The sequence below is a fragment of the Anseongella ginsenosidimutans genome, assembly GCF_008033235.1.
Lineage (GTDB): Bacteria > Bacteroidota > Bacteroidia > Sphingobacteriales > Sphingobacteriaceae > Anseongella > Anseongella ginsenosidimutans.
In genome coordinates this window covers 777,764-791,799 of sequence record NZ_CP042432.1, presented here as the reverse complement: position 1 = coordinate 791,799, position 14,036 = coordinate 777,764, and the positions used below count along the sequence as shown (strand labels likewise).

The window sequence follows — 14,036 nt, the reverse complement described above, 5'->3', positions numbered from 1 at the left end:
TTTGGAGTTCGTACTAACTTAATATTCGCAAAATAGCTTCGCAACATGATAAAACAGGTAAAAGTCGTTAAAAGCTGCATCGTGCTGATAGCTTCTTCCCTTTGCTGCTACAGCGCCGGTGCAGGCAGCCGGGAAATACAGCAGGACGCTGACATTATTTCCTCTGCTCAGTATGCACAGAACGAAAAGCATGAAATAAGCGCCGGAAGAACCGCTGCTCCCCGGGAAAGCCGGGTTTTGCTGAAGAATGTCCTCGACGACCTCTCGGGAAAATACCATGTAACATTGAATTATATTGGAAAAACGGTAAGCGGCATTTACGTGATCCCGCCCGCAGGCAATCGGTTTTCGGGAAATTTTGGAAAAGGCCTTAACGGCTTCCTGGCCCCGCTGGGCCTTGCCTGCGAGCAGTCAGGGAAAGAGCAATATATCATTTATACGAAAAGGGAGCCAGTTCCACTTAGCGGGCAGACTTCGCTCCTGGCAAAAAATACGGTTATTTCCCTGTCTGAGATAGGAAAAGCAGTTCGCGGAAGGCTGGAGGCCAGGATGCTTCAGCAGCGCGTATCCGGACAGGTTACAGACAATGCCGGGGAGCCCCTTCCGGGGGTCAGCGTGCTGTTGAAAGGAAGCCTGAACGGCACCTCGACCGATCCGGAGGGAAGGTACACGCTTGAAAATATTCCCGAAGGCGGAGTTCTGGTATTCAGTTTTATAGGTTATAAAACAAGGGAAGAAGCAACAGGCGGGAGGGAGCTGGTTAACGTCAGCCTGGAACCCGATGTCGCATCGCTGGAAGAAGTGGTCGTAGTTGGTTACGGAACCCAGAAAAAGGTTAACCTCACCGGGGCCGTTGACCAGGTGACCAGCGAGGTGCTGGAAAACCGGCCCATGCCAAACGTCTCCCAGGGCCTGGTAGGAGTCATCCCCAACCTGAACATTGACATGCAGGACGGCAAGCCTATCCAGTCGCCAACTTTTAATATCCGCGGAAATACCTCCATCGGGCAGGGAGGAAGCGCCCTGGTCCTTATCGACGGCGTGGAAGGCGATCCGAGAACGCTGAACCCTTCCGACATTGCTTCGGTTACCGTGCTGAAAGACGCCTCTTCGGCCGCTATTTATGGCGCAAGGGGAGCCTTTGGAGTGGTGCTGATCACGACCAAAGCGCCTGCGGAAGGGAAGACCAGCGTGTCCTATTCCATCAACCAGTCCTTTAAGCAGCCTACCACCGTGCCGGACCTGGTGACGGACGGATATCTTTGGGCGAAAATGTTCAACGAAGCCTGGACGGCATGGAACGATTATTCGCAGACTCCCCAGAACGTCAATAAAACGCTGAAGTTTTCACAGGAATACCTGGCAGAGCTGGAGAGGCGGTCCAATGATCCGAGCCTGCCGGATGTGGAAGTGAACGAGAACGGCGAATATGTGTACTACGGAAGCACTGACTGGTATGATCTGCTCTACAAAGACGATTTCAGTTCTACGGAACATAATCTTTCCGTGTCGGGGAGTTCCGGGAAAGCCAGTTATTATGTGACCGGGCGGCTGTTCGGCCAGGATGGCCTGTTCCGGTATAACTCCGACGATTATAAGATGTATAACCTCCGCGCCAAGGGGGCTGTCCAGCTCTTTCCCTGGCTGAACGTGGAGAATAATGCCAGTTATTCTTCAATGCAATACCATAATCCTCTGAACGTTGGCGAAGGCGGGAGCATATGGCGGAACATTGCTGATGAAGGGCATCCCATGTCGCCGCTGCTGAATCCTGACGGTACGCTCACCTATTCGGCAGCCTATACCGTAGGCGATTTTTACTACGGGAAGAATGGGATTGACATGAACCGGAAGGTCCTGAGGAACACCACTTCCTTCAATACTAACTTTTACGATAATAAGTTCCGGCTGAAAGGCGATTTCACGTTCCAGAACACGGATTATGATGAACAGCGCCTGCGGGTAAAAGTGCCCTACAGCCGCAAGCCCGGCGTGATCGAGTACGTAGGCACCAATTACAACGATATCCAGAACGTCCTTGACCGCACGCAATACCTGGCCACCAACTTCTACGGCGAATACGAGAATACCTTCGCAGGAAAACATTACTTCAAGGGAATGGCCGGTTACAATTACGAGCAATCCACCTTTAAGGGCATCAGCAATCTTCGTAACGGGCTTATCTTCGAAGATGCGAAGGACATTAACCTGGCGCTGGGGCAATCTATCGTCACCGGCGGAGGCTACGAACGCTGGAACATCATGGGCGGTTTCTTCCGGCTGAACTATGCGTACGACAGCCGCTACCTGCTGGAAGTGAACGGCCGGTACGATGGTTCCTCCAAGTTCCCCGAAAGTCAGCGTTACGCCTTCTTTCCCTCGGTATCGGTAGGCTGGCGGGTGTCCGAAGAACCTTTCTGGAAAGTATCCGAAAACATGATCTCCAACCTGAAGATCCGGGCGTCCTACGGCAGCCTGGGTAACGGAAGCATTGAATCCTATTCATTCCAGGAAAAATTCACGATCGAGCAATCGGGTCGCGTACTTGGCGGCGTCCGGCCTCAGAAAACCGGGCAACCCAGTGTGATCCCGGACGGGCTTACCTGGGAAACCAGCACCACGCGAAATATAGGGATTGACCTGGCCATGCTGCGGGACCGGTTAAATATCGTCGCCGACGCCTATGTCCGTGAAACCACCGATATGTTCACGGTTGGCCCTGAACTTCCAGCGGTATTCGGAACAGATGTTCCCAGGGGAAATTATGCCGACCTCCGTACCAAAGGCTGGGAATTAACGGTTGCCTGGCGGGATGCCTTTGAGCTGGGTTCCAAGCCCTTTAATTACGATATCCGCGCCACACTGGCCGATTACCAGGCCGAAATTACCAAGTTCAATAACGAGAATAATGACCTGGACAATTATTACGTGGGGCAGAAGCTTGGCGAGATCTGGGGCTACGAAACGCAGGGCTTTTTCCGGTCGGAAGAGGAGATCGAGAATGCCGCCGACCAGACGGACATCAGGGCCTCCACCAGCGGGCAGCTGCTGCCAGGCGATATCCGTTTTCGCGACCTGAACAACGACGGCGTTATTGACAACGGCCTTAACCGGGCGGACAGCGCCGGCGATATGCGGGTGATCGGCAATTCCACTCCCAGGTATAGCTACGGCATTAACCTGGGCGCTTCCTGGAATAATTTTTTCTTTTCCGCCTTTTTCCAGGGCGTTGCCAAGCAGGATTGGTTTCCTGACCGGGAGGCCAGCATTTTCTGGGGCCAGTATAACCGCCCCTACAATGACATGCCCAAATGGCAGATCGGGAATATATGGTCGGAAGACAATCCGGATGCCTTTTTGCCACGTTACCGGGGTTATATTGCCCAGGGGGCCGACAGGGAATTGTCTACTCCTCAAACCAAATATATCCTTAATATCGCCTACATCCGGCTCAAAAACCTGCAAGTTGGCTACAATCTTCCCGCACAGCTGATAAGCCGGGTGGGACTGAGCCAGGCACGTATTTACCTGACCGGGGAGAATCTCTGGTCCTGGAGTCCGCTTTACCGGATCACACGGGACCTGGATGTGGAGAGTACTTCCGGGTCCGACCGGGTTCTTACCAGCCGTAATGTTGATGAGCGGGGAGCCGGCAACGGCTATAATTACCCGATGATCAAAAGCTTCACCCTTGGATTGTCCCTCACCTTTTAATTATCCGTATTATGAAAAATAGAAGATACCCTTTATACCTTGTCCTGCTGGCAGGATGCCTCGTGTCCTGTGAGAAACTGGACCAGGTGCCGGAAGACACTGCCACAAAAGATGCCGTATTCGGAAGCGAAAACGGCCTGGAGCTATATTCCATTTCCTTCTATGATATTCTTCCCAGCGGAAACGATATTCACCGCGGGGACGCACTGGCCGATTACGCGGCCCGTACCCAGGTCCCGGATTTTATCCGTCCTGGTGCGTTTGACGCCCGGCAAAGTTCGGGCTGGGATTGGGAAGGCCTTCGGAACCTCAATTATTTCATTGAGAACTGCACCAATCCGGCCATCCCTGAGGAAACACGCCGTCATTACATTGGCCTGGCCCGGTTTTTCCGCGCCTGGTTTTATTTCGAAAAAGTAAAGCGATTCGGGGATGTGCCCTGGATCAGCAAAGCCATGAGTGTGGATGATCCCGGCCTGTTCAGCAGCCGCGACCCCAGGACGCTGGTAATGGATTCCGTCCTGGCAGACCTGGATTATGCCTGCGAAAATATCCGCACAACGGAAGACGAGACCCGCAGTCTCATTACCACTTTCGTCGCCTATGCCTTTAAATCAAGGGTTTGCCTCTTCGAAGGGACCTTCCGGAAATACCATACAAACTACGACCTGGGGTCTACTGCCGGAACCTGGCTGAAAGAAGCTGAAGAAGCGGCGAAATTTGTCATGGACAATTCCGGTTTTAGCTTGTACGAAGGCGTGGGGCCGGAAAGCTCTTACCGCCAGGTGTTCATCAGCAAGGCCCCTGTTGCCAGCGAAGTGATGCTGTCTGCGGTGGCCGATCCTTCCCTGAGCGTTTTCAATGATGCCAATTGGTGGTGGACCAGCTCCACTTACGGGTCCAGGGTGAGCTTTACGCGGACCTTTATCAATACCTACCTGAACCGCGACGGCACTCCCTTTACCAATGTTCCCGGCCATGAGACCATGACCTTTCCCGAGGAGGTGAAGAACAGGGACCTGCGCCTGAGCCAGACCATTCGCATGGGCGATTACAAACGAATAAACGGCGGGGTGGAAGAGCCTGCTCCCCCGTATTTTCCTACACCTATACCGGCTACCAGCCAATCAAATGGACCCTGGACGACACGTATTATGACGGCGGCACGCGGAACGACAATTCCATCAGTATTATCCGATATGCCGAAGTACTGCTGAATTATGCCGAAGCGCGGGCAGAACAGGGCCTGATGAACAATGAGGACTGGCAGCTGACCATTGGCGTTTTACGGGGCCGGGCCGGCATTACCGGCGGGCTGAATACGCTTCCGGTAACTGCCGATCCCTACCTGCAGGCGAATTATTTCCCTGAAATATCAGATCCGGTCCTGCTGGAGGTTCGCAGGGAGCGGGCAATTGAACTGGCCCTCGAGGGCTTCCGCTTTTATGACCTGGTACGCTGGAAAAAAGGGGAGTTGATGGAATTGCCATGGAACGGCTTCTATGTGCCGGCCCTGAACACGCCTATGGATCTGAACGAGGACGGCGACATGGATGTTTCCTTCGTACAGGCACCGCCTTCCACTCCTGCGCCTGGTGTGACCTATATCAACGTAGCCCCTACCATCAGCGGGGGCGTCAATCCCCAGCAGCTCTCTCAAGGCACCCGGGGAGAGATCACCTGGCTGGAAAACCTTCCGAGGGAATGGGATGAAAAACATTATCTTTACCCCATCCCGGAAGCCGACCTGGAGGACAACCCCGAACTGGGTCAAAACCCGGGCTGGGAATAATGACTAATATATTTGAACTTTTAAAATGAGTAAGATGAGCCTGAAAAAAATAACTTCATTACTGATCCTTATAATAACGCTGCCGCTTCTTTCCATCGGGCAGGAACTGACCGTAGCTTCCTATAATATCCGTTATGCCAATGAAGGCGATGCCGAAAAAGGCGACGGCTGGGAAAGCCGCCTCCCGGTCATAACTTCTCAGGTGTTGTTTTTCGATTTTGACCTTATGGGGGTACAGGAAGCCCTTGAAAGCCAACTTATAGACCTGGACGGGCAGCTGGAAGCCTATGACCGTATAGGCGTAGGAAGGAAAGACGGGAAAACAGGCGGAGAGTATTCTCCGATATTCTATAAAAAGGACCGCTTCAAGCTGCTGGATCACGCTACGTTCTGGCTTTCTGAAACTCCGGAAACGCCCAGCAAAGGCTGGGACGCAGCACTGAACCGGATCTGCACCTGGGGCAAGTTCAGGGATAACGAATCAAAAAAAGAGTTTTTCTATTTTAACCTGCACATGGACCACAAAGGGCAGGAAGCCAGGAAAAACAGCACCCTGCTGGTGCTTGAGAAGATCCGCGAGATCGCCGGGAACGCGCCGGTGATCCTGTCCGGGGATTTTAACTTTGACCAGGACCATCCCAATTACAAGCTGATCGCCGGATCAGGTTTCCTGGAAGATACGTACGAGCTGGCGCCCATCCGTATGGCGCCAAACGGAACCTTTAACCAGTTCAATTTCAACAACACCGGTCATGACAGGCGCATTGACCATATTTTTATCAATAAAAAGTTCACAGCCAATCGTTTCGGGATCCTGACCGGGAGCTATAAAGGCCATTTCCCTTCCGACCATTTCCCGGTAGTAGTCGAGCTGGAGATGCGCTAGTGTTGCGATCACAACACTAAACACGCTGAGCAGTCAAGCATGTTCCGTCCTGGCACGGAGGCCGTTAACCGTGGATCATTTTTCGGTTAATTCAAAAAAATTGCGCTTAAAGTTCTGAAAACAAATACTAACTTAGCTTCTACGACCAGAACGAACTCTAGTGAAAACCTTCTGTGATACGGAGTTGCTTAACGGACTTCGCGAAAATGATCATGAAGCATTTCGTTATTTGTATGAGAAATATTGGGACAAGCTATACGTAGTGGCCCGCAAGCGCCTGGACAATACCTGGGAAGCGGAGGAAATTGTCCAGGATGTTTTCTGCAAGCTATGGCGCAGGCGCGAAACCCTGTCGCTGAAAGGCGGTTTCGAAAACTACCTGGCCGTCGCCGTGAAATTCGAGGTGATCAACCGCTTCGCAAAACGCGCTCATGCAGCGGCTTACCGGCAGCACCTGGAGCTGCGTTATTCCGAAGCCGACCAGGATATGCTCCGGCAGCTGGATTTCGACGAGCTTCGGAGGCGGCTGGAAACAACCATTCAGACCCTTCCCGCAAAGTGCAGCATCGTCTACCGCCTCAGCCGCGAACAGGGATTCAGCAACCGGCAGATTGCCGAAGAGCTGAACATTTCCATTAAAACCGTCGAAGGACACCTTAGCCGTGCCTTGAAAGCGCTTCGTTCCGTCTTCGGATAGTATTCCGGTTTATTTCAAATTATTTTATTTTTTTTCGATTTGGAGCAAGGGTATTGTGGCCTTCGGCTGGCTTAGCAATAAAGGGAAGTTAATGCCGGCAAACAATCAGGCGGACCATATGGCGATACTGGCCAGGAAATGGATGGATGGTACCATCACAGCCGGGGAAATGGCCGAATTTGAGCAATGGTACGCTTCATTCGACGATGCTGAACCGGAGATGCTGCAGGATGAAACCCCGGAAGCGCTGCGGGAACGCCTTTACGATTCCATACAGCGGGGCGAATTTCCGGCAGAGAAAGGAAAGATGCGGAACCTGTACCGCTACCTGGCGGGCGCGGCTTGTGTGGCATTTTTGACTTCCTTTTCCTTTTGGTGGACACAGAACCGTTTCAGCACCTTTCCTTTTACCCGTATCGTCATGGTTGATGCCGGTGCGGAGATAGAAAAAGCCATGCTGCCGGACGGTAGCATTATCTGGCTCAGGCCGGGGGCGACATTAAAATACCCCGCTTCCTTCAGCGGCGGGCGCAGGGTATCCCTTTCGGGGGAAGGCTTATTTGAAGTGGCGAAAGACTCGCTTCACCCCTTTACGGTATCGGTGGGGGATTATACGGCTACTGTGATGGGAACCAGCTTTTACATAAAGGAATCGGACAACCGGCGCGATATGCAGCTTGCGGTTCTCACCGGGAAAGTGAAAGTGGGAAGAAAGGATGCCAACCCCTCATTTGGGACGCAGATCGTACTTCCCGATGAAAAGCTTCTGACCGGCGATGTTCCGGCGGTTAAACGGCTCAGTAGGGAGGAAAGCACAAGCTATGCGGCGGGTACGGGCTACGATATGAATTTCAGGAATACCCCTTTCAGCCTGGTGGTGGCAAGGATAGAACAAAAGTTCGACGTAGATATCAGGGGCGATCTGAACCGGTATGCTTCCTGCCGTTTTACGGCGAATATGACCGACCAGGGTTTGGATTACACGCTTAAACTACTCACGAGGTCTGTGGGGATTACCTACAAACAGGAAGAAAGGATCGTTCATTTCGAAGGAGGCGGATGTAAATAAAAAACGAATGTAAAATAAATAAGCCGGGAATGTTGACGCATTCCCGGCAAGTAATTAAGGTTCAGTCTATATGCGATTATTTAACCAAACCTATACAAATGTATGAAATGTAATTCTTATGGAGCAACGTTGCTCATAGCCCTTATGCGCTTCACATTTATCCAGCTTATTTTCCTGCTCACCGGCGCGTGCATCCTTCACGCCCACGGCCTGAATGCCCAGAAGGTCCTGGATAAAAAGATCTCTATCGAGTTGCCAGGCACTTCCATGGAAGAGGTACTTAGCGCTATTGAAACAAAAACCGGGGTACACTTTGTGTACGTAAACAATCTCTTCGATAATGTGCAGGCCCCGCCGATGAGTTATGAAGGCGTAAAGGCAGGAGTTATCCTTTCCCGCCTCCTTGCCCCCCTGGAAATCAGCTACGCGGTAATGGAAAAGGACTTTGTGGTGTTGCGAAAAATGCTGCTCCCGGTAAAAGGGGCCAGGAACGAATTGAGTATCCTTCGGACCGCCCTGTCGCCGTCCGGTATGCCCGCCGGCCCGGAGATCTTCCAGCAGCAGGTATCGGGCCGGGTCACGGATATTGCCGGGGACCCGCTTCCCGGCGTAAGCGTTCAGCTGAAGGGAACCACGAACGGAACTTCCACCGACTCCGAGGGAAGATACACACTGGAAAATCTTCCCGGGCAAGGCCTGCTGGTATTCACCTTCATTGGGTTTAAGAACCTGGAGGAGCCGGTGGACGGGCGGGAAGTTATCAACGTGAGCCTGGAGCCGGATGTCGCTTCCCTTGACGAGGTGGTAGTAGTGGGTTACGGCACGCAGAAGGCGGCCACGATTACGGGATCCATCAGCAATGTCAGCGGTGAAGAACTCCGGTCCGCCCCGGCAATCAATCTTTCCAATGCCATGGTCGGGCGGCTGCCCGGGCTGGTGGCCGTTACCCGTTCCGGAGAACCGGGGAGCGACGGCTCAACGTTTCGCATCAGGGGGCCAACACGCTGGGTGACAATTCCCCGCTGATCGTGGTGGACGGCATCGCAAACCGCGGCCTGGAACGGCTGAATGCCGCCGATATCGAGAGCATTACCGTACTGAAGGACGCGTCGGCCGCTATTTACGGGGCTCAGGCGGCCAACGGGGTTATCCTGGTAACAACCAAAAGAGGCAGATTGGGAAAGCCGCAGATCAGCCTGAATTATAATGAAGGGTTGAGTACGCCCACGGTGCTTCCCGAAAGTATCGATGCGGCGACCTACCTGGAAATGCTGAACGAGATCGGAGAATATGCCGGGCAGGCTCCCAAGTATTCCGAAGAAGAGATCCAGAATTACCGCGAAGGGACCGACCCCTGGCTTTATCCGAACACGGACTGGTACGCGGAAACCTTTCGCGATGCAGCCCCCCAGCGTTCGGCCAACCTGACCATCAGCGGAGGGCAGGAATACCTTTCTTATTTTATTTCCGCAGGGACCCAGTTCCAGGACGCCATATATAAGAACAGCGCGACCAATTACAAGCAAATGAACTTCCGGGTGAACCTTGACGGAAAAGTTTCGGATAACGTAAGGTACAGCATTGACGTATCAGGCCGGGAGCAGTACCGAAATTATCCTACCCGTTCGGCCTCGGATATTTTCACCATGCTAAGGAGGGGTAAGCCTCACATGCATGCCTACTGGCCCAATGGCATGAACGGCCCCGATATCGAGTATGGCAATAATCCCGTGGTAGTCACCACCAATCAGACCGGGTACGACCGCAATAAGACCACTAACCTGATGACCAGGGCGAAGCTGGACGTGAAGCTTCCCTGGATCGAAGGGCTGTCCCTTTCCGGGAACGTAGCGTTTGACCGGCAAATGGATAACGATAAGCTTTGGCGCACGCCCTGGTTCCTGTATTCCTGGGACAGGGAAAGCGTCGATGAGAACGGTCAGCCTGTCCTGGTGGAAGGGCAGAAAGGCTTCACCAATCCTGAACTGACCCAGGAAATGGAGGATGCCGACCGCCTGACCCTGAACGCCCTGCTCAACTATGAGCGGAACTTTGGCGGGATGCATAATTTCAAGTTCCTGGCCGGTACGGAAAGGATCTCGGGCGAGTCCATGATCTTCTCCGCTTTCCGCAAACATTTCGTTTCCGAAGCCATTGACCAGCTATTCGCCGGCGGCGATGCCGATAAAACCAATTCCGGCCAGGCCAGCGAAGAAGCCAGGCTCAATTACTTCGGCCGCGTAAATTATGATTTCAAAAGCAAGTACCTCTTCGAATTCGTATGGAGGTACGACGGTTCCTTTATCTTCCCCAGGGAAAAGCGGTTCGGGTTCTTCCCCGGCGTCTCGCTCGGCTGGAGGATCTCCGAGGAAAATTTCTGGGAAGGTATCCGCCCCGTTGTCAGCCATTTAAAGATCAGGGGGTCCTGGGGGCAGACGGGGAATGACCGGATAGACACCTACCAGTATATGGCCAGCTACGGCTATGAAGCGGGCGCTAACGAGATCTATGTCTTCAACGGGGATGTGGAATCAAAAATCCTTGGCGAACTGCGTATTCCCAACCGGAATGTGACCTGGGAAGTGGCCAACCAGTCGAACATTGGCTTTGACGGGGAATTGTTCAACAGCAAGGTCTCCTTTTCGGCGGATTATTTCTATAATGTCCGGGAGGATATCCTGTGGCGGCGAAGTGCTTCCGTACCGGCTTCCAGCGGGCTCACGCTGCCCAGCGAGAATATCGGGGAAGTGGTGAACCAGGGCGCGGAATTCCAGCTTGGCTACCGGAACAAGGCGGGAGATCTTCATTACGAGGTTTCAGCCAATATCAACTTCAACAAGAACCGGATAAAGTTTTGGGATGAGACACCCGGAGTGCCCGAATACCAGCAATCCACCGGTCATCCAATGAATACGAATCTTTATTACAAAGCAATAGGCATATTCCGTGACCAGGCTGCCGTAGACGCTTATCCCCACTGGACCGGCGCCCGGCCCGGAGACGTGATCTTCGAGGATGTAAACCAGGACGGCGAGATCAACGGTCTTGACCGGGTGCGTATTTACAAAACGGACCTGCCCACGCAAACAGGCGGTTTTAATATTGACCTGGCTTACAAGAATTTCTACAGCTCCATATTTTTCCAATGGGCCGCCGGCGCGGTAAGGAATGATTACTATGAAATGCAGGGAGAGGTTGGAAATTTCCTGGCGCGCGATGTGGAAGGAAGATGGACTCCTGAGAACCCCGATGCGGACCAGCCCAGGATATGGAACCGTTACAGCGAGTACTGGAGGTCGAATGACAACACTTACTGGCTGCAGAGTTCCGATTACGTCAGGCTGAAGAGTTTTGAGCTGGGCTATAATCTGCCTGCCTCACTCTGTGAAAGCCTGCACATGAGCGCGGCCAGCATTTACTTCACCGGGCTGAACCTGCTCACTTTCACCGGGGTGGAGGACTTTGACCCGGAATCAACCTCGGCGGTGGCCTACCCGCTTAATAAGGTCTATAATTTCGGCGTGACATTAACCTTTTAACGTACTGGAGTATGAAAGCTTTGATCAACAAATATTCAATATTGATAATGTCGGTTTTGCTGCTAATTTCCTGCAGCGAGGATTTCCTGGAAACCGAGCCTTCTACGGAATTTTCCGAAACGGCCGTCTGGAACGACCCGGCACTGGTGGAAACCTTTATTAACCAGATCTATTACCGCCTGGACGAACCGCTTACCGACGGGAGAATGAAGGCCAATTACGTGGACGAGGCGCATTACCGCGGCAACAGCGCTGCTTTCAATTTCAATAACAGCGATATCACTTCCGATAACCTGCCCGGATGGGGTGTTTCCCGGTACCGCTCGTGGGATGATCTTTACAAGACCATCCGGTATTGCAATATCTTCCTGGAAAAAGTCGATGAAGTTCCTTTCAGCGACGCCCTGGTAGACGGCAAGACCGAACGGGACAGGATGACCGGCGAGGTCCATTTTCTACGGGCTTACCTGTACCACTTCCTCACCAGCGTTTATGGAGGCGTTCCCATCATTACTGAGGTATATGACCTGGATGCGGAGTTCAACATTGCGCGGAACACCTACGAAGAATGCGTGAACTTTATCGTCGAGGAGTGCGATAAGGCGGCCAGCCTGCTGCCCGATGAGCATACCGGCGATAATATCGGCCGGGCCAGCAGGGGAGCTGCGCTGGCGCTGAAATCCAGGGTGCTGCTGTATGCCGCAAGCGACCTGTACAATACGCCCGTGTTTTCAGATTACCCCAATCCGGAACTTATCGGCTATACCGGCGGTGACAGGACGGCCCGCTGGCAGGCGGCAAAGGACGCCGCCAAAGCGGTGATTGACCTGGGGTTGTACAAGCTGTACAAGGCTGAACCGGGTCCCGGCGATTCGGTAGCCCGGAACATCACGGAGATTTTCCTGTCCAGGCATACGGAAGAGGATATTTTCGTGAAATTCTTCACCACTCCTATGGCGCAGCGCTTCGGGCTGTACACCAGTCCCAACGGCTATCACGGCTGGGGCGCAAACGCACCTATCGGCGAACTGGTGGATGATTTCGAAATGGCGGACGGCACGAAATTCGACTGGGGAAATCCTGCTCATGCTGCCAGCCCTTACCAAAACCGTGAACCCCGTTTCTATGCGACCATCCTTTATAACGGGGCTCCCTGGAGAGAGCGCCCGGACGACGTCAAGGGACTGGACCCTTTTAACAGGGTGCAGACCGGCGTCTGGCAAACCTGGGACGAGGCGGCCGGCAAAATGGTGGAAATGTACGGGGTAGATACCCGGAAAAGTACGGTAGAAGACTGGAATGGTTCTTACACCGGTTATTATTGCCGCAAGTACGTGGATCCGGCCATTGACGCGCAATATGTGAGGCAGGCGGTCACCTGGCGGTTCATCAGGTATGGAGAAATACTTTTGAATTATGCCGAAGCCTGCATTGAGCTTGGGGAAGAAGAGGAAGCCAGGACCTATATCAACAAGATCCGCAGAAGAGCCGGCCTTCCCCCTGTTACTGAATCAGGAGCGGACCTGCGCGAACGCTACCGCAATGAAAGGCGCATTGAACTCGCTTTCGAGGACCAGCGCTTTTATGATGTCCGCCGCTGGGTCATCGGCCCGGAAGCTTACCAGCCTATTCATGTAGCCAAAGTCGTTTACGAACTGCAGCCTGATCATACCACGGCCACCGTCCCGACAGTCACCCATGAACCGTTCGAAACGCATTCCTGGGAGGATAAAGCGTACTTCCTGCCCATCATGCGCAATGAAATGAATAAAAATAACCTGCTGATACAGAACCCGGGCTATTGAGCCCGGGCTTTGCCAGATTGGATGTTATTCCTTCGAGTTGACGACGATCACATCGGCCCAGGCATCCTTATTGCGTTCAATAAAGCGCTGGTGGGCAGGGTGATGGAAATAGGTTTCCAGCCCTTCTTCCGAATCGAAGCCCGCAATATGCATGCAGTCGTAATCGGCGGTTTTCTCGTAGCTTACTTCAAAAGTATAGGCGCCGGAATAGCTTTTTACTTCGGGGATAGAATCTTTTAAAGCGGCAAAATCAGCCATATGCTGCTGCTTTTGTTCTTCGGTAACGCCTTCTTTGAATTTAAAGCAAACCATGTGCTGCACTTTTGCCGGTGCGACTGCGGTTCCGCTTTCCAGGGCCGCAGGAGCCGAGGCGGCAGAATCAGGGGATCCGGCTGAATCCGAAGAGGAGGGGCTCATTTGGCAGCTGATAAAGCCGAAGGCAAAAATAAACATACCGGTAGTGATTGAATTAACTAAGTTCTTTGATTTCATATTAAAAAATTTTACACCGGAGCAGCGCAATGCGTTGGCAAA

The 14,036-nt window shown here is 52.9% G+C and carries 10 protein-coding genes; 9 read left to right on the top strand and 1 reads right to left on the bottom strand.

The window, feature by feature from the left end:
- Positions 1 to 45 precede the first annotated feature (45 nt).
- The 9 genes from FRZ59_RS03275 to FRZ59_RS03245 all read left to right on the top strand — a co-directional run bounded on the left by FRZ59_RS03275 (position 46) and on the right by FRZ59_RS03245 (position 13,502).
- Complete coding sequence (locus FRZ59_RS03275; RefSeq protein ID WP_225975165.1) at positions 46 to 3,714, top strand: SusC/RagA family TonB-linked outer membrane protein; 3,669 nt, start codon at positions 46 to 48, stop codon at positions 3,712 to 3,714.
- An 11-nt stretch (positions 3,715 to 3,725) separates the two neighbouring features.
- Complete coding sequence (locus tag FRZ59_RS03270; protein WP_225975164.1) at positions 3,726 to 4,931, top strand: SusD/RagB family nutrient-binding outer membrane lipoprotein; 1,206 nt, start codon at positions 3,726 to 3,728, stop codon at positions 4,929 to 4,931.
- Entirely contained in the window at positions 4,841 to 5,506 is a 666-nt protein-coding gene (locus tag FRZ59_RS18770; RefSeq protein WP_225975264.1) for a RagB/SusD family nutrient uptake outer membrane protein, read from the top strand. The genes FRZ59_RS03270 and FRZ59_RS18770 overlap by 91 nt, the downstream gene beginning before the upstream one ends.
- Positions 5,507 to 5,540: 34 nt before the next feature.
- Positions 5,541 to 6,392: an endonuclease/exonuclease/phosphatase family protein gene (locus FRZ59_RS03265; protein ID WP_132127309.1), complete on the top strand. Its 852-nt coding sequence runs from the start codon at positions 5,541 to 5,543 to the stop codon at positions 6,390 to 6,392.
- Positions 6,393 to 6,552: 160 nt separating this feature from the next.
- The gene (locus FRZ59_RS03260; protein ID WP_132127310.1) at positions 6,553 to 7,089 is read left to right on the top strand and encodes an RNA polymerase sigma-70 factor; all 537 of its coding nucleotides are present in this window, start codon (positions 6,553 to 6,555) and stop codon (positions 7,087 to 7,089) included.
- A 91-nt stretch (positions 7,090 to 7,180) separates the two neighbouring features.
- Entirely contained in the window at positions 7,181 to 8,158 is a 978-nt protein-coding gene (locus tag FRZ59_RS03255) for a FecR family protein (RefSeq protein WP_132127311.1), read from the top strand.
- A gap of 102 nt (positions 8,159 to 8,260) precedes the next feature.
- Positions 8,261 to 9,184 carry a carboxypeptidase-like regulatory domain-containing protein gene (locus FRZ59_RS18765; protein ID WP_225975163.1) on the top strand — a complete coding sequence of 308 codons (924 nt, stop codon included), beginning with the start codon at positions 8,261 to 8,263 and terminating at the stop codon, positions 9,182 to 9,184.
- The gene (locus FRZ59_RS03250) at positions 9,163 to 11,697 is read left to right on the top strand and encodes a SusC/RagA family TonB-linked outer membrane protein (RefSeq protein ID WP_225975263.1); all 2,535 of its coding nucleotides are present in this window, start codon (positions 9,163 to 9,165) and stop codon (positions 11,695 to 11,697) included. The genes FRZ59_RS18765 and FRZ59_RS03250 overlap by 22 nt, the downstream gene beginning before the upstream one ends.
- A gap of 11 nt (positions 11,698 to 11,708) precedes the next feature.
- Positions 11,709 to 13,502 carry a RagB/SusD family nutrient uptake outer membrane protein gene (locus tag FRZ59_RS03245; RefSeq protein ID WP_132127312.1) on the top strand — a complete coding sequence of 598 codons (1,794 nt, stop codon included), beginning with the start codon at positions 11,709 to 11,711 and terminating at the stop codon, positions 13,500 to 13,502.
- Positions 13,503 to 13,526: 24 nt separating this feature from the next.
- On the opposite strand, the gene FRZ59_RS03240 is transcribed toward FRZ59_RS03245, so the two are convergent.
- Complete coding sequence (locus tag FRZ59_RS03240) at positions 13,527 to 13,994, bottom strand: Dabb family protein (protein ID WP_132127313.1); 468 nt, start codon at positions 13,992 to 13,994, stop codon at positions 13,527 to 13,529.
- Positions 13,995 to 14,036: the final 42 nt, after the last annotated feature.